Annotated in this window: 20 protein-coding genes; 12 read left to right on the forward strand and 8 right to left on the reverse strand. The window is 60.7% G+C overall.

Annotated features, from left to right (window positions below; genetic code table 11):
* Window positions 1-106: 106 nt before the first annotated feature.
* Window positions 107-2,950, forward strand: coding sequence for a class I adenylate cyclase (locus NE357_RS27985; RefSeq protein WP_169432428.1), 2,844 nt, complete (start codon window positions 107-109; stop codon window positions 2,948-2,950).
* Between the two features lie 7 nt (window positions 2,951-2,957).
* Here the strand turns inward: NE357_RS27985 and rnk are convergent, their stop codons facing one another.
* The 3 genes from rnk to cyaY all read right to left on the reverse strand — a co-directional run bounded on the left by rnk (window position 2,958) and on the right by cyaY (window position 4,050).
* A complete protein-coding gene (gene rnk / locus NE357_RS27990; protein WP_169432429.1) occupies window positions 2,958-3,368 on the reverse strand; it encodes a nucleoside diphosphate kinase regulator in 411 nt (136 codons plus the stop codon).
* Window positions 3,369-3,497: 129 nt separating this feature from the next.
* The gene (locus NE357_RS27995) at window positions 3,498-3,716 is read right to left on the reverse strand and encodes a DUF1289 domain-containing protein (protein WP_169432430.1); all 219 of its coding nucleotides are present in this window, start codon (window positions 3,714-3,716) and stop codon (window positions 3,498-3,500) included.
* Window position 3,717: 1 nt separating this feature from the next.
* Window positions 3,718-4,050, reverse strand: a complete 333-nt coding sequence (gene cyaY, locus NE357_RS28000) for an iron donor protein CyaY (protein ID WP_114886277.1) — start codon at window positions 4,048-4,050, stop codon at window positions 3,718-3,720.
* 239 nt (window positions 4,051-4,289) lie between these two features.
* Between cyaY and lptM the strand changes: the two genes are divergently transcribed.
* From lptM to NE357_RS28030, 6 genes are read left to right on the forward strand one after another with little or no spacing between them, the layout of a single operon-like run.
* The gene (gene lptM, locus NE357_RS28005) at window positions 4,290-4,463 is read left to right on the forward strand and encodes an LPS translocon maturation chaperone LptM (RefSeq protein ID WP_007951888.1); all 174 of its coding nucleotides are present in this window, start codon (window positions 4,290-4,292) and stop codon (window positions 4,461-4,463) included.
* A gap of 9 nt (window positions 4,464-4,472) precedes the next feature.
* A complete protein-coding gene (lysA, locus tag NE357_RS28010; protein WP_169432431.1) occupies window positions 4,473-5,720 on the forward strand; it encodes a diaminopimelate decarboxylase in 1,248 nt (415 codons plus the stop codon).
* Window positions 5,721-5,724: 4 nt separating this feature from the next.
* On the forward strand, window positions 5,725-6,555 hold the full coding sequence (gene dapF / locus NE357_RS28015) for a diaminopimelate epimerase (RefSeq protein WP_169432432.1): 831 nt from the start codon (window positions 5,725-5,727) through the stop codon (window positions 6,553-6,555).
* Window positions 6,556-6,568: 13 nt separating this feature from the next.
* Complete coding sequence (locus tag NE357_RS28020; RefSeq protein WP_169432433.1) at window positions 6,569-7,294, forward strand: DUF484 family protein; 726 nt, start codon at window positions 6,569-6,571, stop codon at window positions 7,292-7,294.
* Between the two features lie 2 nt (window positions 7,295-7,296).
* Complete coding sequence (gene xerC, locus NE357_RS28025; RefSeq protein ID WP_169432434.1) at window positions 7,297-8,196, forward strand: tyrosine recombinase XerC; 900 nt, start codon at window positions 7,297-7,299, stop codon at window positions 8,194-8,196.
* Window positions 8,193-8,897: an HAD family hydrolase gene (locus NE357_RS28030; protein ID WP_445576625.1), complete on the forward strand. Its 705-nt coding sequence runs from the start codon at window positions 8,193-8,195 to the stop codon at window positions 8,895-8,897. Before xerC ends, NE357_RS28030 begins: the two co-directional genes overlap by 4 nt.
* A 64-nt stretch (window positions 8,898-8,961) precedes the next feature.
* Here the strand turns inward: NE357_RS28030 and sutA are convergent, their stop codons facing one another.
* From sutA to glnK, 4 genes are all read right to left on the reverse strand, one after another.
* Window positions 8,962-9,288 carry a transcriptional regulator SutA gene (gene sutA / locus NE357_RS28035; RefSeq protein WP_007951900.1) on the reverse strand — a complete coding sequence of 109 codons (327 nt, stop codon included), beginning with the start codon at window positions 9,286-9,288 and terminating at the stop codon, window positions 8,962-8,964.
* A 102-nt stretch (window positions 9,289-9,390) separates the two neighbouring features.
* On the reverse strand, window positions 9,391-9,816 hold the full coding sequence (locus tag NE357_RS28040) for a secondary thiamine-phosphate synthase enzyme YjbQ (protein WP_169432435.1): 426 nt from the start codon (window positions 9,814-9,816) through the stop codon (window positions 9,391-9,393).
* A 215-nt stretch (window positions 9,817-10,031) separates the two neighbouring features.
* Complete coding sequence (locus tag NE357_RS28045; protein WP_027610437.1) at window positions 10,032-11,369, reverse strand: ammonium transporter; 1,338 nt, start codon at window positions 11,367-11,369, stop codon at window positions 10,032-10,034.
* Between the two features lie 37 nt (window positions 11,370-11,406).
* Entirely contained in the window at window positions 11,407-11,745 is a 339-nt protein-coding gene (gene glnK, locus NE357_RS28050) for a P-II family nitrogen regulator (protein WP_002555808.1), read from the reverse strand.
* A 398-nt stretch (window positions 11,746-12,143) separates the two neighbouring features.
* Between glnK and NE357_RS28055 the strand changes: the two genes are divergently transcribed.
* A complete protein-coding gene (locus tag NE357_RS28055; RefSeq protein ID WP_011336527.1) occupies window positions 12,144-12,404 on the forward strand; it encodes an accessory factor UbiK family protein in 261 nt (86 codons plus the stop codon).
* 401 nt (window positions 12,405-12,805) lie between these two features.
* On the forward strand, window positions 12,806-13,327 hold the full coding sequence (locus tag NE357_RS28060; protein ID WP_169432436.1) for a BRO-N domain-containing protein: 522 nt from the start codon (window positions 12,806-12,808) through the stop codon (window positions 13,325-13,327).
* Here the strand turns inward: NE357_RS28060 and NE357_RS28065 are convergent.
* Window positions 13,322-13,591: a HigA family addiction module antitoxin gene (locus NE357_RS28065; protein WP_169432437.1), complete on the reverse strand. Its 270-nt coding sequence runs from the start codon at window positions 13,589-13,591 to the stop codon at window positions 13,322-13,324. The genes NE357_RS28060 and NE357_RS28065 overlap by 6 nt on opposite strands.
* A 584-nt stretch (window positions 13,592-14,175) precedes the next feature.
* On the opposite strand from NE357_RS28065, the gene NE357_RS28070 reads away from it, so the two are divergent.
* The 3 genes from NE357_RS28070 to NE357_RS28080 all read left to right on the forward strand — a co-directional run bounded on the left by NE357_RS28070 (window position 14,176) and on the right by NE357_RS28080 (window position 16,499).
* Window positions 14,176-14,628, forward strand: coding sequence for a GNAT family N-acetyltransferase (locus NE357_RS28070; RefSeq protein WP_371915525.1), 453 nt, complete (start codon window positions 14,176-14,178; stop codon window positions 14,626-14,628).
* A 34-nt stretch (window positions 14,629-14,662) separates the two neighbouring features.
* On the forward strand, window positions 14,663-14,833 hold the full coding sequence (locus NE357_RS28075) for a hypothetical protein (protein WP_169432438.1): 171 nt from the start codon (window positions 14,663-14,665) through the stop codon (window positions 14,831-14,833).
* 178 nt (window positions 14,834-15,011) lie between these two features.
* Window positions 15,012-16,499 (forward strand): YifB family Mg chelatase-like AAA ATPase, encoded by a 1,488-nt coding sequence (locus tag NE357_RS28080; RefSeq protein ID WP_169432439.1) that lies wholly within the window; start codon window positions 15,012-15,014, stop codon window positions 16,497-16,499.
* The last annotated feature ends 72 nt before the right edge of the window (window positions 16,500-16,571 follow it).

Consider the following 16,571-nt stretch of genomic DNA (forward strand, 5'->3'; position numbering starts at 1 on the left):
ACGTCAAAAAAACAAATTCAGCTTAAAACTCCTGCCGCTCAGGCGCTAAACTCCCGGACACCCGAGACCCCTTGCCTCCGAGCCCTGCGCGCCGGTTTGAGCCGACATGACCCTCACCCATGAAATCCGCCCCGACCTGGACGAAGGCATCGACCGCAAGGTTCTCAGCCAGCTGCGTGCACGCTTTCTCAAACTCAATGAAGGCCGCCTGAACCGGGCCCTCGAAGGCCTGTCGACACGCCAGCAAAGCGTGCTGACCCTGTTACCGCTGTTTTTCCACGTCAATCATCCGCTGTTGCCCGGCTATGTCTCGGGCAGCACGCCGGCCGGACTGTCGAATTACGAACCGGACGCCGATGCACTCGCCGAAGCCCAGCGCCTGACGCGTTCGTTTTCCTACAAGCCGCGCCATGGCAGCAATCCGCCACGGCCTATTCATGGTTTGTACCTGATGGGCAGCCTCGGCACCCTGGCCCAGGCCGACCAGAGCGACATGGACGTGTGGGTGTGCCACGCCCCCGACCTGAGCGACAGTGAACTGGCCGAGCTGCGTAAAAAGTGCCAGTTGCTCGAAACCTGGGCCGCCAGCCAGGGCGCGGAGGCGCATTTCTTCCTGATCGACCCGGCACGCTTCGTCAAAGGCGAGCGCGATACCCAGCTCAGCTCCGAAGATTGCGGCACCACTCAGCACTATCTGCTGCTGGACGAGTTCTACCGCACCGCGATCTGGCTGGCCGGGCGTACGCCGATCTGGTGGCTGGTGCCGGTTTACGAAGAACGTGCCTACGACGCGTACACCCACACCCTGATTTCCAAGCGTTTCATCCGCAACGATGAAACCCTCGACCTCGGCCCCCTGGCCCACATTCCGCCGGGCGAGTTCGTGGGCGCCGGGCTGTGGCAACTGTTCAAGGGCATCGAGTCGCCTTACAAGTCGGTGCTCAAGCTGCTGCTGATCGAGGTCTACGCCAGCGAACATCCGCAGGTGCAATGCCTCAGCCTGCGCTTCAAGCAGGCCGTATTCGCCAATCGGCTGGATCTCGACGAGCTGGATCCGTACATGGTGGTTTACCGCCGGATCGAGGAGTACCTCACTGCGCGCAACGAGCCGGAACGGCTGGAGCTGGTGCGTCGGGCGCTGTACCTCAAGATCAACCGCAAGCTCACCGGCAACAGCCGCACCCAGAGCTGGCAGCGCTCATTGCTGGAAAGACTGGCCAGCGAATGGCACTGGGACCAGCGGCAACTGGCACTGCTCGACAGCCGCAGCCAGTGGAAAGTCCGCCAGGTCAGTGCGGAGCGCCGTGCCCTGGTCAACGAGCTGAACTACAGCTACCGCTTCCTGACCCAGTTCGCCCGCACCGAACAGACCGTGAGCCTGATCAACAAGCGCGACCTCAACGTTCTCGGCCGGCGCCTGTACGCCGCATTCGAACGCAAGGCCGACAAGGTCGAGTTCATCAACCCCGGCATCGCCCCTGACCTGGCTGAAGACACCCTGACCCTGGTGCAGTCGCCGAACAAAAAGGAGCCCGGCCAAACCCAATGGGGCCTGTACAACGGCAGTCTCACGGCGCTGGAGTGGGAGCATTTCGCTCCGATCAAGCGCTGCCGGCATCTGTTGGAGCTACTGACCTGGTGTCACCGCAACGGCGTGATCGACAGCAGCACACGACTGGCGCTGCACCCCGGCACCAGCGACATGAGCGAGTTCGAGCTGTTCAATTTGCTCGGCAGCCTGCAACAGAGCATTGCCCTGCCCCTGACCACGGTTGCAGAAGAACCACTGCTGCGCGCCAGTGTGCCGAGCGAGGTGCTGATGCTGGTGAATGTCGGGGTCGACCCGCTCAAGCATCACCGCGACCTGAACATCCTCATGACCACCGAGCGCACCGATTCCCTGAGTTATGCCGGGGTCCGCGAGAACCTCGTACTGACCCTCGATCAGGTCACGCTCAACAGCTGGAACGAAGTGCTGGTCAACCGCTTCGACGGCCCGCACGCGCTGCTCGACTGCCTGCGCGATTACCTCAACAACCTGCCGCGCGGACCGCAGCAGCCATCGCTGCGGGTACGTTGCTTCTGCCACAACCGCGCGCAATTCATCGCCCGCCGGGTAGAAGAAATCGTCGATACCGCGCAGACCCTGTTGCTCAGCGACTTGAATCACCGCTACCTGATCCAGGTGCAGCAGCACTATCACGTGCTGGAGCTGGTGCCGGGCCAGGTCAACCACGTCGCCCTCGCCACCCTGCCGGCGCTGCTCGATTATCTGGGCGAGGAACAGCCACGCTATAGCCCGCTGCACCTGGACCCGATGGCACTGGAAGACCACGACCTGGCGTTGACCCTGCCGATGGGCCAGCCCGAATGCATACAGGTGTTCTACCGGATCATCGAGCAAACAGCCGAGCTGTACGTACTCGACGAATTCAATGCGCTGTGGCAACAGCACTTGCCCTACCACGACGAGCAAAGCCTGTTGGTGCCGTTGCAGCGGTTCCTGCAATCGATCCAGTTCCGGCGCGAAGCGCTGCTGCCGATGGATGCGAGCCAGGCCGCCAGCCTCGAAATCTTGTATTACCAGTTATTGCCATCAGGGCCCGGACGCGCGCGACGGGTGGAAATGCGCACCGCACCGCAGACGCCAGTCAACAAACCGTTCTACGACGTGCAGGCGATCGTCGGCAAAGCCGCGCCCGGCGAAGTGCAGGTCACGCTGTATTGCAATCAACGGGAATTCAGCGAGCTGGAACATGGCGACCAGCTGTTCAGCGTGGTCGCCCGGGAAATCGTCGGCCAGCGCCGGGAAACCGAGCGCTACCGCTGCTACATCACCGACCTCGACCTCTCGGGCCTGCTCGGTGACGGGCAAAGTTCCAGCAATCTGTATCTGCGTTACAAGGCCGACCTGGAACGCTCTCTGAACGAGGCGCTCGAGCAGGTCTGAGGCGGAGTTACTCCGGAAAGTCGCCGCCGTTGGCCGGCTGCGATTCGACTTCAAGCAACGTCAGTTTCAGGGTCTTGCCGCCCGGTGCCGGCCAGTCGATGTGCTGGCCGACTTTCAGGCCCAGCAGCGCACTGCCGACCGGAGCGAGGATCGAGATTTTGCCTTCGTCGGCATTGGCGTGCTTCGGGTAGACCAGAGTCAGGTGGTAGTCCTTGCCACTGCCTTCTTCGCGACAGTGCACACGGGAATTCATCGTTACGACGTCGGCGGGCACTTCATCGTGGCCGACCAGGGTATCGGCGCGGTCCAGTTCGGTTTGCAGCGCGATCACGCCCGGCAGCGATTCATCCAGGCTGTCGATCAGGCGCTCCAGACGTTGCACGTCCAGACGGGTAAGGGTGATGGAAGGTGCGGTCATGATCCGGGCAGACTCCTTTCTTCTGCACACAAAAAAAGCAAAACCCCGCCAAAAAAAGACGGGGTTTTCACCAGGCCTCGATGGGTTGAGGCGTTTCCGGACACTATCACAGCTCAAAAAATATACAAGCTACGTCCCGGACAGTTGCCTGCGCTGCATCGCCTGGGCACAGATAACCCGGCGGCGCTCGTCATCGGCCGAACGCCATTCACGGATGTCTTCGACATGCCGCAGGCAGCCGAGACAGACCTTCTGCTCATCCAGCCGACAGACGCCGGTGCACGGCGAAGGCACTGCCGGGCTGACGTTGCTGTAGAGCGGCTTGGCAGGCCGTGGCGCGGTACTCATCTCAGATTTCGTCGAAATCGAGTTTTTCGCCGGCGCGCTCCCAGACGATGCGCTCCAGCATTTCGCCCAGCAACTCTTCGGTTTTCTCGCAGACCCACTTGCCGGCCTGCTCGTCATAGTCGAAATGGAAACCGCCGGAACGGTCGGCCAGCCACAGCTGACGCAGAGGTTCCTGACGGCTGAAGATCAACTGACTGCCGTTGTCGAACTTGATAGTCAGCACACCGGCCGAGTTCTCCATGTCCAGATCCAGGCCACTTTCATCAAAGATGTCCTCCAGCGCTTGCTGGGTGGCATCGACCAGATCATGGAAACGGGCTTCGGACAAACTCATTGCGGCAACCTCAAAAAATGTCTGATCAGGCTCAAGCGCCGCAAGATACGGACGCGGCCAGCCGATTGCAAAGGATAACGACCAAGCGCCCTGCCCGGCGACGAAATATGCACCCGCCTTGCAGGAAAAGTTTCCGCGCCGCAGCCCGAGCCCCGCCGGACGGGAGTTCCGTCGCATAGGCAAGCTGCCGGGTGGCCGGTATACTCCGGCGCAATTAACGCATATTCAAGGATTTCGCCATGAAGCGCCTGATCTCTTCCCTTGCTGCGCTCGTCGCGGTTGCCTGCCTCGTTTCGGCCTGCGGTCAGAAAGGCCCGCTGTACCTGCCCGATGAAGATCAGGACCCGGCCGAGCAAGCCCAGTCTTCGCAAAAGCAGCCTGTCTCCAAGGCACACAAGCACGACGTTTACTAAGGGATCGCCATGGACGCTTTTAACTACCGTGGCGGGGAGCTGTTCGCGGAAGGTGTGGCGCTGTCCGCCATCGCCGATCGCTTCGGCACACCGACCTACGTCTACTCCCGCGCCCACATCGAGGCCCAGTACCTGGCCTATGCCGATGCGCTGGCCGGCATGCCGCACCTGGTGTGCTTCGCGGTCAAGGCCAACTCCAACCTCGGTGTATTGAATGTCCTGGCCCGTATCGGCGCCGGTTTCGACATTGTGTCCCGTGGCGAGCTGGAACGCGTCCTGGCCGCTGGCGGCAGCCCGGACAAGATCGTGTTCTCCGGCGTCGGCAAGACCCGTGACGACATGCGTCGCGCGCTGGAAGTCGGCGTGCATTGCTTCAACGTCGAATCCACCGACGAGCTTGAGCGCCTGCAAGTGGTCGCCGCCGAGCTGGGCGTTCGTGCGCCGGTCTCGCTGCGCGTGAACCCGGACGTCGATGCCGGCACCCACCCGTACATTTCCACCGGTCTCAAAGAGAACAAGTTCGGCATTGCCATCGCCGACGCCGAAGACGTGTACGTGCGTGCCGCGCACCTGCCGAACCTGGAAGTGGTCGGCGTCGACTGCCACATCGGTTCGCAACTGACCACTCTGCCTCCGTTCCTCGATGCCCTCGATCGCCTGCTGGATCTGGTCGATCGCCTCGGCGATTGCGGCATCCACCTGCGCCACATCGATCTCGGTGGCGGTCTGGGTGTGCGTTATCGCGATGAAGAGCCGCCATTGGCCGCCGATTACATCAAGGCCGTGCGCGAGCGTCTGGTCGGTCGTGATCTGGCGCTGGTGTTCGAACCGGGCCGCTTCATCGTCGCCAACGCCGGCGTGCTGCTGACTCAGGTCGAGTACCTCAAGCACACCGAACACAAGGACTTCGCCATCGTCGATGCGGCGATGAACGACCTGATCCGCCCGGCGCTGTACCAGGCCTGGATGGACGTGACCCCGGTCAAGCCCCGCGAGACCGCTGCGCGCACCTATGACGTCGTCGGCCCGATCTGCGAAACCGGCGATTTCCTCGCCAAGGAACGCGAACTGGCGCTGGAAGAAGGCGATCTGCTGGCCGTGCATTCGGCCGGCGCCTATGGTTTCGTAATGAGCTCCAACTACAACACCCGCGGCCGTGCCGCCGAGGTGCTGGTAGATGGCGATCAGGCATTTGAAGTGCGTCGCCGCGAGACCGTGGCCGAGCTGTTTGCCGGCGAAAGCCTGCTGCCGGAGTAACCCCATGCTGCTGCGTTTTACCAAGATGCACGGCCTGGGCAACGACTTCATGGTTCTCGACCTGGTCAGCCAGCATGCGCATATTCAGCCCAAGCACGCAAAAATGTGGGGCGACCGGCACACCGGCATCGGTTTCGACCAGTTGCTGATCGTCGAAGCGCCGAGCAATCCGGATGTGGATTTCCGTTACCGGATCTTCAACTCCGACGGTTCCGAAGTGGAGCAGTGCGGCAACGGTGCGCGCTGCTTCGCCCGCTTCGTGCTCGACAAGCGTCTGACCGCCAAGCGGCAGATCCGCGTCGAGACCAAGGGCGGCATCATCGAACTGGACGTGCGTAATGACGGCCAGATCAGCGTGAACATGGGCGCCCCGCGCCTGGTGCCGGCGGACATTCCGTTCCAGGCACCGGAGCAGGCCTTGAGTTATCAGGTCGATGTCGACGGTACGCCGGTCGAATTGGCCGCAGTGTCCATGGGCAACCCCCATGCGGTGCTGCGGGTCAGCGATATCAACACTGCACCGGTGCATGAACTGGGGCCGAAAATCGAACACCATCCGCGCTTCCCGGCGCGGGTCAACGTCGGTTTTCTCCAGGTCATCGACCGCCATCGCGCGCAACTGCGCGTCTGGGAGCGCGGTGCCGGGGAAACCCAGGCCTGCGGTACCGGTGCCTGCGCTGCTGCTGTAGCTGCGATCAGCCAGGGGTGGATGGATTCGCCACTGCTGATCGACCTGCCGGGCGGGCGCCTGTCCATCGAATGGGCAGGCCCCGGCCAACCGGTGCTGATGACCGGCCCGGCAGTGCGTGTATACGAAGGACAAGTGCGTCTTTGAGTGAGCAGAAGCCATGACCGACAAGCCTCAGGTACCCGCCCGAAAGTCCACTGAAACAGCGCCCGAAAGTCTGGAGGCGGCAGCGGTTGCCGCGTACCTGGAGGCTCATCCGGATTTCTTCATCGAACACGAAGAGCTGCTGCCGTCCCTGCGCATTCCTCATCGTCGCGGCGACACCGTATCGCTGGTCGAGCGCCAGATGTCCATCCTGCGCGACCGCAACATCGAGATGCGCCATCGCCTCTCGCACTTGATGGACGTGGCCCGGGACAACGATCGCCTGTTCGACAAGACCCGTCGCCTGATCCTCGCCCTGATGGACGCTGCCACTCTGGAAGATGTGGTGATCAGCGTCGAAGACAGTCTGCGTCAGGATTTTCAGGTGCCCTTCGTCAGCCTGATCCTGCTCGGCGACAACCCGGCCCCGGTCGGCCGCTGGGTGACCCACGCCGACGCACAAACCGCCATCGGTGGATTGCTCACCGAAGGCAAGAGCGTCAGCGGCAGCCTGCGCGAGCATGAGCTGGACTTCCTGTTCGGCGAGGAGCAGCGCAAGCAGATCGGCTCCACCGCCGTGGTCGCCGTCAGCCATCAGGGCATCCACGGAATCCTGGCCATTGCCAGCCGTGATCCGCAGCACTACAAGAGCTCGGTCGGCACGCTGTTCCTCAGCTACATCGCCGAAGTCATGGGCCGCGTGCTGCCACGGGTCAACAGCTCCCTGCGCTCGGTACGCTGAGCATGGAACGACAACTGGACGCTTACTGCGAACACCTGCGCAGTGAGCGGCAGGTGTCGCCGCACACGCTGTCGGCCTACCGCCGCGACCTCGATAAAGTCCTCGGTTGGTGCAACAAGCAGAACATCGGCAGCTGGCAGGCGCTTGACATCCAGCGCCTGCGCAGCCTGATCGCCCGCCTGCATGCACAGGGCCAGTCCTCCCGCAGCCTGGCACGCCTGCTTTCGGCGGTGCGCGGGCTCTATCACTACCTGAATCGCGAAGGCTTTTGCGATCACGACCCGGCTACCGGCCTGGCACCGCCCAAAGGCGAGCGCCGCTTGCCGAAAACCCTCGATACCGACCGAGCGCTGCAACTGCTCGAAGGCGCAGTCGAGGACGACTTTCTGGCCCGGCGCGATCAGGCGATTCTGGAATTGTTCTATTCCTCCGGGCTGCGTCTGTCGGAGCTGACCGGGCTCAATCTCGATCAGCTCGATCTGGCCGACGGCATGGTTCAGGTACTCGGCAAGGGCAGCAAGACGCGTCTGTTGCCGGTCGGCAAAAAGGCTCGGGAAGCATTGGAGCAATGGCTGCCGCTGCGGGCGCTGACCAACCCGGCGGACGACGCGGTATTCGTCAGCCAGCAAGGCCGACGCCTTGGCCCGCGCGCGATTCAGGTGCGGGTCAAACTGGCCGGCGAGCGCGAACTGGGGCAGAACCTGCACCCACACATGTTGCGACATTCCTTCGCCAGCCATTTGCTCGAGTCCTCCCAGGACCTGCGCGCGGTGCAGGAACTGCTCGGCCACTCGGACATCAAGACCACCCAGATCTATACCCACCTGGACTTCCAGCACCTGGCGGCGGTCTATGACAGCGCCCACCCACGGGCCAAACGCATGAAAGGCGACGATTCATGAGCATCCAGTTGATCACCTTCGACCTCGACGACACCCTGTGGGACACCGCCCCGGTGATCGTCAGCGCCGAAGCGGTTTTGCGTGAATGGCTGGGCGAACATGCACCGAATCTGGGCGCGGTGCCGGTGGAGCATCTGTGGTCGATCCGCGAGCGGGTGCTGGCCCGCGAACCGGGGCTCAAGCACCGCATCAGCGCGTTGCGGCGGCGGGTGCTGTTCCATGCGCTGGAAGAAGCCGGGTACGCCCACGGCGAAGCGTCGGATCTGGCGGACAAGAGTTTTGAAGTGTTTCTGCATGCCCGGCATCAGATCGACGTGTTCCCGGAAGTCGAGCCAATCCTGGAAACCCTCGCCAAACACTACGCCCTCGGCGTGGTCACCAACGGCAACGCCGATGTGCGTCGCCTCGGGCTGGCGGACTACTTCAAGTTTGCGCTGTGCGCCGAAGACATCGGCATCGCCAAGCCGGATGCGCGACTGTTCCATGAAGCGTTGCAGCGCGGTGGCGTGAACGCCGAAGCAGCGGTGCATATCGGTGATCACCCGGGGGATGACATCGCCGGGGCGCAGCAGGCCGGTCTGCGAGCGATCTGGTTCAACCCGGCCGGCAAGGTCTGGGAAGCGGAGCGCCTGCCGGATGCCGAGATTCGCAGTCTTAACGATCTGCCCGCGGTGCTCGCCCGCTGGAACAGCCTCGGCTAGTTTCTTTCGCCCATGAAAAAGCCCGCAGCGACGGCGGGCTATTTCAGCAAGCAAGCGACACGCCTCAGATAGGGCGGCTGCCGTACTTGTTGTCCGGCTTCTTGGGCGGATCGGCGACCACGTTGGCCTCCACTTCCTGAACCTTGCCACCGCGCGCAAGGAATTCTTCCATGGCCTTGGCCAGGGCGTCGCGCTCCTTGTTCTTGGCTTCGATGCTCGGCAACTCGTCGACCGACACCGCAGCCTTGGCTTTGCCTTTGGCAGCCGGGGCCGGCGTATCGTCACCGCCATCGTCTTCAGCAACGTCTTCCGCTGCTGCTTCCAGACCGTCTTCGGCCTCGTCTTCGTCGCCTACTTCGAGGTCGTCGTTTTCCAGATCATCGTCGCTCATGTTCTACCTCATGACTTGCGAAAAGCAGATTAGTTATAGACCAGCTTTGGCGACTGTCGAAAGTCGCCGGAAAAAAATCGGTAACCATTGGTGACCAACGGTTTATGCCCCTTCACCGTGCAAGGTGGCGAGGACTTTACGGGCACCGCCATGATCACGGTGCTCGCCCAGATAAACGCCTTGCCAGGTACCCAGTGCCAGTCGACCCGCCGTTACCGGCAAACTGATCTGACAGCCCAGCACGCTGGCCTTGAAGTGCGCCGGGAGGTCGTCCAGGCCTTCGTCGTTATGCTCATAGCCGTCTGCTCCTTGTGGGATCAGACGATTGAAAAATCGTTCGAAGTCGCGACGTACCGCCGGATCGGCGTTCTCGTTGATGGTCAACGACGCCGAGGTATGCTGCAGCCACAAATGCAACAGACCGACCCGGCATGCCCTGAGTTCAGGCAGGCCGGCGAGCAACTCGTCCGTCACCAGATGAAAGCCCCGGGGCCGTGCCCGCAGGGTTATCAGAGTCTGTTGCCACATACAGTTCTCCGCACGTTCGGGGCGCATTCTAGCGCGCTCTGGAAAAAAACAAAGGCCCTAATATTCCTTCAATGATGTAAGCCTTTGGCCGCAGAAAAACACTCGTCGTAAACACGACCAAAGCAGTACGAAAAATCCTTTCAGCTGTATCAGGGAAGACAAATTCCAGACAAAAAAATGCCCGGCGAGCCGGGCAAGTTTTTTGCGGCGCGTGCTTACAGGTTGTAGCCGCGCTCGTTGTGTTGTGCCAGATCCAGGCCGACCGATTCTTCTTCCTCGGTCACGCGCAGACCCATCACGGCATCCAGCACCTTGAGGATGATGAAGGTGACGATGGCGGTGTAGATCACGGTGAAGCCGACGCCTTTGCACTGAATCCACACTTGTGCGGCGATGTCGGTGACGGTGCCGAAGCCACCCAGCGACGGTGCGGCGAACACACCGGTCAGGATCGCACCGAGGATACCGCCGATACCGTGCACACCGAAGGCGTCCAGGGAGTCGTCATAACCGAGTTTGCGTTTCAGGGTGGTGGCGCAGAAGAAGCACACCACGCCTGCCGCCAGACCGATCACCAGTGCGCCCATCGGGCCCACGGTACCAGCAGCCGGAGTGATCGCGACCAGACCGGCAACGACGCCGGATGCAATACCCAGTGCGCTTGGTTTGCCGTGAGTGATCCACTCGGCGAACATCCAGCCCAGTGCGGCAGCGGCGGTCGCGATCTGAGTCACCAGCATCGCCATGCCGGCGGTGCCATTGGCGGCCGCAGCGGAACCGGCGTTGAAGCCGAACCAGCCGACCCACAGCATGGCCGCGCCCATCAGGGTGTAACCGAGGTTGTGCGGGGCCATCGGGGTGGTCGGGAAGCCTTTGCGCTTGCCTAGTACCAGGCAGGCAATCAGACCGGCCACACCGGCGTTGATGTGCACCACGGTGCCGCCGGCGAAGTCGAGTACGCCCCAGTCCCACATCAGGCCGCCGTTGCCGGACCAGACCATGTGCGCGATCGGTGCATAGACCAGGGTGAACCAGATGCCCATGAAGATCAGCATCGCGGAGAACTTCATCCGCTCGGCGAACGCACCGACGATCAGCGCCGGGGTGATGATCGCGAAGGTCATCTGGAAGGTGATGAACACCGCCTCAGGGAACAACGCCGCAGGGCCGGTCAGGCTCGAAGGTGTGACACCGGCGAGGAACGCCTTGCCCATGCCGCCGAAGAACGAGTTGAAGTTGACGACGCCCTGCTCCATGCCGGTGGTGTCGAACGCAATGCTGTAGCCATAAATGACCCACAGGATGCTGATCAGACCGGTAATGGCGAAGCACTGCATCATCACGGAAAGAATGTTTTTCGACCGAACCATGCCGCCGTAGAACAGCGCGAGGCCGGGAATGGTCATGAACAGCACGAGGGCTGTGGAGGTGAGCATCCAGGCGGTGTCGCCGGAGTTCAGGACTGGAGCTGCCACTTCGTCTGCCGCCATGGCCAGGCCGGGCATTACGATAGACAACAGGGCTCCTAGCCCTGCGAATTTACGCAGAGTCATATTGTTTTCTCCTGGGGCGTTGGGTTTGTGGCGGCGTTTAGATTGCGTCGGTATCGGTTTCGCCGGTACGGATGCGGATCGCCTGTTCCAGATTGACCACGAAGATCTTGCCGTCACCGATCTTGCCGGTGTTGGCAGCCTTGGTTATCGCCTCGATAACCCGATCCAGATCCTTGTCGTCGATGGCAACGTCGATTTTCACCTTGGGCAGAAAATCGACCACATACTCCGCGCCGCGATACAGCTCGGTGTGACCCTTCTGCCGACCGAAGCCTTTGACTTCAGTAACGGTAATGCCCTGCACGCCGATTTCGGACAGCGACTCGCGCACGTCGTCCAACTTGAACGGCTTGATGATGGCAGTGACTAGCTTCATGAAACTCTCTCCCGAATTGGTGGACTTGCCCCAGGAAAACAAACCCGACTCAAGTCTAAGCGCAGTGCCTGGCTTTGTAACGCTTCGTTGTCGACGCCAGCTAACCGCTCCAGACGAAACTCCCCGCTCCGTCTGCCGCACTGCATTCGTCACAGCGACTGCATCAGTGCATGGGTCGAAGGTGACTAAGCAGAAAGCTTGCCATCTCGCCAAAAACCACTGATTTCAATCCCTTGGCCGCTGTCGCAGATGCCATCACCCAAATGGCACACGGGATACGCACAACAACGGTGCGCAGCCGTGCATCCCATTGCGCGAAAAGCGTGCATCCGTGCCTGCGCCAATGACTATAGACACTGCGTGATACACTGCCGGCCATTGTTTCCAGGACATATCCCATGCTCGCGCCCAAAGACTTCCTCGACGCCCTGAGCGGCACCGCCTCCCGCCTGTTCAGCGGCGACACGCCCTTGCCAAAAGCCGAAATCGAAAGCCAGTTCAAGATGCTGCTGCAGAGTGCCTTCAGCAAACTGGACCTGGTGAGCCGCGAAGAGTTTGACAGTCAGATGGTGGTGCTGGCGCGCACTCGCGCCCGGCTTGAGAGCCTTGAGGCGAAGGTGGCTGAGCTGGAAGCGAAGCTGACGCCCCCGGCTGAGTAACACCTCGTTTCTTTGTGAATGCGGTCCCTTGTGGGAGCGGGCTTGCCCGCGAATGAAGGTCGGAACGACCTTCCCGCCATTCAGGATTCGCTATCGACTCTCGGCAGAATCCTACAGCTTGCAACCCCGCCGTCCGATTGCGTCGTGAAGCCCTGATTCCTAAGCTCACCCAATGCTGAATGTTCAGCACTGGGTTTGGCGACCCGGCAACATTTGACGCAGCGCGATGATGTTCGAACGAGGGAAATACTCCCACCTCGAATTATGGCGGCTGTGCGTGGGAGACCTTCGGGTCTGCCGGTTTTCGAATGTCCCGGTTCGCCAATCCGCGCATAGCTGCCACCCTCTTTGTTTGGCGACGATCAGAGGCAGCTTTCTTCACCACATTCGAGAACCGAGTCATGGACGAAAGCTATTTAATTCCCAACGTCTTCATCCGCCACAAACTCCACCTTCACGCCCTTCTTATCCAGAACCAACCTTGGTTCTCCGCCCGCGACCTGGGCCGTCTGCTGCACATTTACCTCAACGAACGCATGCTGCGAAAACTCGACCCCGACCAATACCAAACCCGCAAAACCCTGATCCACAACCAGATCGAAAACACCCTCCTGATCAGCGAATCCGGCATCTACGCCCTCCTCGTCTATCACTACTGCCCCGAATACCGTGCCCTGCGCGAATGGCTCACCCATCAGGTCATCCCCACCCTGCGCGACGCCCAGCACCCCACCACAAGCGAACGCCCACAGCTAAGCCTTCTGAATTGGCCCGAGATGTCGTTGAGTTTGCTGCACTGGAATAACCAGCCGTGGATTCGGTTGCAGGATGTGCCGTTGATGGTGGTAGAACGGGAAAAGCTAAAGCGCCCAGAACCGGGCACTTGGTGGAAGAGGGCTTCGCGGATGCTGCAATCGCTATAGGCCCGCATGCCGGAGCTGGGCCCTGCGTAAATCGTAAGTCGACTGAAGACTCATCCAGAACTCAGGTGTGGTATTGAGGTGGATGGCCAGCCTGATTGCCAGATCGGCGCAGATCCTGAGCTGGCATTTCACAAGCTTCTCGATCTCGGTTTCAGGCCAGTTCGTGGGCATGGCCAAGTCCATGACAGGCATGCCCAACGGCTCCATGAACTCCTTATTCAGAACCTCGCCGGGATGAATCGAGCGCATACCATTGCGGTTCATTTTTCGCCTCCAGAGGCTGTATTGAGTGGTCAAACTGGAGCATCCGACTTTGCGATACAAGACCGTCGAGTCGCTTTCGCTGGCGTCCTACAACTATTAGGGCATGCCCCTACAAAAATCGGCGTCTACGCCTGGTTATGCAGTCCTTACACCTGTCATTACATTGGCAAACGAAAATGCACCCATCAGGATGGAGGTCTCTGTGAAGGATAAAAAGAGGAAGACAAAGCTACTTCTGATTGTTGAACTACACCTTGAAGCACTCCGACTGGCTGGAAATATGTCAGCCAATCAACGGAGGTTTATTGAAGTCGCCCTTACGTGCGGACCTGAGCTTGAGCCAAGCGGCTTGTTGGCGGGCAGAAAATCCTGAATCCGTCCAAACCAACGTCCTTCACTTACGTAAGTACCGTCCTACAAGGACTGTCCCCCATGCCTGATTACGTGAGTATCCCTGCCTTCGCTACCTTCTGCGGCCTGATCCAAACAGAACACAGACAATGCGAAGAAAAGGAAAAGGTACCGAGCTCCGTAATCAGACACTCAAATCTGAAGCCCGCAAACTTGCACACCGAACCGTATCTATGGACCCGGAAGCATTAGCGGCCGGGGTGGATGCAACATCACTCGGAATTGAGCCAATTACTCCTGTAGCAATCAATGCATACCACCAGTGGAGCGGGCCCGTGAGCTATCCATGGGATGACGTGCTGAAGTGGAAAACCAAAGACGCAAAGGGTCTGGACCTAGCTTTTTGGTACGAAGGAGAACTGTGCGGCTTGTGTTACGCAACTCCGCGCAAAAGCACGATCTGCATAAAAATCATCCTTTTGCAGGGACGAACTGGCAGAACCCACACCTTGCGAGGCTGGATCGCACCCATGGCGCTACTGACAACTGAATTCTACGCACGGAGACTGGGATGTACTGAAATCGAGGTCCAGGAACCTGACTCTGGCGCCATCCCTTACTACCAAAAACTTGGCTTTCATTTCGATACAACCGACCGCCTTGTCTTTCCACTGGACGACCAATAAGATCGATTCATTCCTCCAGACACGAGAGGTGTCTATGAAACAGAAGAAGCGGAAAAAACAGCCGTTACTTGCATCCAGGCTTCGTGTAGAAGCGCCCAGTTTGGCCGATACGATTTCTGCCAGTCAGCGGCACTTTTTGAAGGTCGCCGCGACCTATGGCAAAGAATTGGAGCCAGATGGCTGGCTCGCCGGTGGCGGAACCTGAATCCCGAATTAAAAGACCGCCTAGTTGGCGGTTTTTTTACGCCTGACGATTAATCATTTCGACTCCAGCAACATCCAGTGAAGGTTTGCCCAGGCAGCCGTCCCTCCAACACTCTCCTCCCCGACTACCCTTAAAAAACCCGCAGGAAGCGGCCCCCGATTCAACTCAAGGAACGACCATGTCCCTCGCCATCGTCCACAGTCGCGCCCAGATTGGCGTGGATGCCCCCGCTGTCACCGTTGAAGTTCACCTCGCCAATGGCTTGCCCTCGCTGACCATGGTCGGCCTGCCCGAAGCGGCGGTGAAGGAGAGCAAGGACAGGGTGCGCAGTGCGATCATCAATTCCGGGCTGCAGTTTCCGGCGCGGCGGATCACGTTGAATCTGGCGCCGGCGGATCTGCCCAAGGATGGCGGGCGGTTCGATCTGGCGATTGCACTGGGGATTCTGTCGGCGAGTGTGCAGGTGCCGACGTTGACGCTCGATGACGTGGAGTGTCTGGGTGAGCTGGCGTTATCCGGCGCAGTGCGGGCGGTGCGTGGGGTGTTGCCGGCGGCGCTGGCGGCGCGCAAGGCCGGGCGGACGCTGGTGGTGCCGCGAGCGAATGCCGAGGAGGCTTGTCTGGCCTCGGGACTGAGGGTGATCGCGGTGGATCATCTGCTGGAGGCCGTGGCGCATTTCAATGGGCATACACCGGTCGAGCCGTATGTCTCGGACGGGCTGATCCATGCCGCCAAACCCTATCCCGACTTGAATGAGGTACAAGGCCAACTGGCCGCCAAGCGGGCACTGCTGATTGCCGCCGCCGGTGCGCACAATCTGCTGTTCAGCGGGCCACCGGGGACGGGCAAGACGTTGCTGGCCAGTCGTTTGCCGGGCTTGCTGCCACCGCTGGCCGAGAGTGAAGCGCTGGAAGTGGCGGCGATTCAATCCGTCGCCAGCGGGGCGCCCCTGACTCACTGGCCGCAGCGCCCGTTCCGCCAACCGCATCACTCGGCCTCCGGGCCGGCGCTGGTCGGAGGCAGCTCAAAACCGCAACCCGGCGAAATCACCCTCGCCCACCACGGCGTATTGTTTCTTGATGAACTGCCCGAGTTTGACCGCAAGGTGCTGGAGGTTCTGCGCGAACCGCTGGAATCCGGCTGCATCGTCATCGCACGGGCCAAGGAACGGGTACGGTTTCCCGCACGATTCCAGCTGGTGGCAGCGATGAATCCCTGCCCTTGTGGATATCTTGGCGAGCCCAGCGGCAAGTGCTCGTGCACGCCGGACATGGTGCAGCGCTATCGCAACAAGTTATCGGGGCCGTTGCTCGATCGGATCGATTTGCACCTGACGGTGGCGAGGGAAGCGACAGCGTTGAACCCGGCGGTGAAACCGGGAGAGGACAGCGCCAGCGCAGCCACATTGGTCGCCGAGGCCCGCGAGCGTCAGCAAAGACGCCAGGGCTGTGCCAATGCGTTTCTCGATTTGCCGGGGCTGAAGAAGCACTGCAAGTTATCCACAGCCGATGAAACCTGGCTGGAGACGGCGTGCGAAAGACTGACCTTGTCGCTGCGCTCGGCGCACCGGCTGCTGAAGGTCGCACGGACGTTGGCGGATCTGGAGAAGCGTGCGGATATCAATCGGGAACATCTGGCCGAAGCGTTGCAGTATCGGCCACAGTAGAGTAGGGACACGAACGCGGATTGAATAATCGGAATTTAAATCAGCTTTGATTGACGTAGAAGATCGGAGAGC

It is taken from the genome of Pseudomonas sp. G7(2022) (assembly GCF_052660475.1).

Bases quoted from the DNA above. Each gene is read 5' to 3' on its own strand.
- NE357_RS28065 (WP_169432437.1), bottom strand. From the start codon at position 13,591: ATGAACCGCAATGGTATGCGCTCGATTCATCCCGGCGAGGTTCTGAAT.
- sutA (WP_007951900.1), bottom strand. From the start codon at position 9,288: ATGAGCGACGATGATCTGGAAAACGACGACCTCGAAGTAGGCGACGAA.
- NE357_RS28070 (WP_371915525.1), top strand. From the start codon at position 14,176: ATGGACCCGGAAGCATTAGCGGCCGGGGTGGATGCAACATCACTCGGA.
- NE357_RS27995 (WP_169432430.1), bottom strand. From the start codon at position 3,716: ATGAGTACCGCGCCACGGCCTGCCAAGCCGCTCTACAGCAACGTCAGC.
- dapF (WP_169432432.1), top strand. From the start codon at position 5,725: ATGCTGCTGCGTTTTACCAAGATGCACGGCCTGGGCAACGACTTCATG.
- lptM (WP_007951888.1), top strand. From the start codon at position 4,290: ATGAAGCGCCTGATCTCTTCCCTTGCTGCGCTCGTCGCGGTTGCCTGC.
- NE357_RS28045 (WP_027610437.1), bottom strand. From the start codon at position 11,369: ATGACTCTGCGTAAATTCGCAGGGCTAGGAGCCCTGTTGTCTATCGTA.
- NE357_RS28075 (WP_169432438.1), top strand. From the start codon at position 14,663: ATGAAACAGAAGAAGCGGAAAAAACAGCCGTTACTTGCATCCAGGCTT.
- NE357_RS27985 (WP_169432428.1), top strand. From the start codon at position 107: ATGACCCTCACCCATGAAATCCGCCCCGACCTGGACGAAGGCATCGAC.
- NE357_RS28040 (WP_169432435.1), bottom strand. From the start codon at position 9,816: ATGTGGCAACAGACTCTGATAACCCTGCGGGCACGGCCCCGGGGCTTT.
- xerC (WP_169432434.1), top strand. From the start codon at position 7,297: ATGGAACGACAACTGGACGCTTACTGCGAACACCTGCGCAGTGAGCGG.
- lysA (WP_169432431.1), top strand. From the start codon at position 4,473: ATGGACGCTTTTAACTACCGTGGCGGGGAGCTGTTCGCGGAAGGTGTG.
- cyaY (WP_114886277.1), bottom strand. From the start codon at position 4,050: ATGAGTTTGTCCGAAGCCCGTTTCCATGATCTGGTCGATGCCACCCAG.
- NE357_RS28060 (WP_169432436.1), top strand. From the start codon at position 12,806: ATGGACGAAAGCTATTTAATTCCCAACGTCTTCATCCGCCACAAACTC.
- NE357_RS28020 (WP_169432433.1), top strand. From the start codon at position 6,569: ATGACCGACAAGCCTCAGGTACCCGCCCGAAAGTCCACTGAAACAGCG.
- NE357_RS28055 (WP_011336527.1), top strand. From the start codon at position 12,144: ATGCTCGCGCCCAAAGACTTCCTCGACGCCCTGAGCGGCACCGCCTCC.
- NE357_RS28030 (WP_445576625.1), top strand. From the start codon at position 8,193: ATGAGCATCCAGTTGATCACCTTCGACCTCGACGACACCCTGTGGGAC.
- rnk (WP_169432429.1), bottom strand. From the start codon at position 3,368: ATGACCGCACCTTCCATCACCCTTACCCGTCTGGACGTGCAACGTCTG.
- NE357_RS28080 (WP_169432439.1), top strand. From the start codon at position 15,012: ATGTCCCTCGCCATCGTCCACAGTCGCGCCCAGATTGGCGTGGATGCC.
- glnK (WP_002555808.1), bottom strand. From the start codon at position 11,745: ATGAAGCTAGTCACTGCCATCATCAAGCCGTTCAAGTTGGACGACGTG.